This is a genomic window from Rossellomorea arthrocnemi (assembly GCF_904424705.1).
In the GTDB taxonomy this organism is placed as follows: domain Bacteria; phylum Bacillota; class Bacilli; order Bacillales; family Bacillaceae_B; genus Rossellomorea; species Rossellomorea arthrocnemi.
The window spans coordinates 1-330 of the sequence record NZ_CAJGBF010000067.1 but is presented as its reverse complement, the minus strand read 5'-3'; the positions used below and the strand labels follow the sequence as shown (position 1 = coordinate 330).

The 330-nt window shown below is 39.1% G+C and carries 1 protein-coding gene and 1 rRNA gene; one reads left to right on the top strand and one right to left on the bottom strand.

Annotation, left to right across the window (positions count from 1 at the left end; translation table 11 throughout):
* Positions 1-65 (top strand): 16S ribosomal RNA (locus BAA9072_RS23990); the annotation flags it as partial.
* A 55-nt stretch (positions 66-120) separates the two neighbouring features.
* Here BAA9072_RS23990 and BAA9072_RS24395 read toward each other — a convergent pair.
* Positions 121-330: hypothetical protein (locus tag BAA9072_RS24395; protein ID WP_230980996.1), on the bottom strand; the 210-nt coding region annotated here is incomplete at its 5' end.

The window sequence follows — 330 nt, the reverse complement described above, 5'->3', positions numbered from 1 at the left end:
AGATGATTGGGGTGAAGTCGTAACAAGGTAGCCGTATCGGAAGGTGCGGCTGGATCACCTCCTTTCTAAGGAAGATTTACTAAACGTTTGACAGTCGAAGTTTTGTTCAGTTTTGATGGTTCAACCAGGTTTTTTGCGAGAGCAAAATAACCATCCATCAGGGATTTTTGCGCAGGCAAAATATCCACCCATAATGTCTCTTTTGAGACAAATGATTGTTCTTTGAAAACTAGATAAAGATAAATTGATAGTCAAGAAATTACCGAGTATCGCCATTTTAGGTTTTAAACCTGATGTAACAACCAATTCGGTTAAGTTATGAAGGGCGCA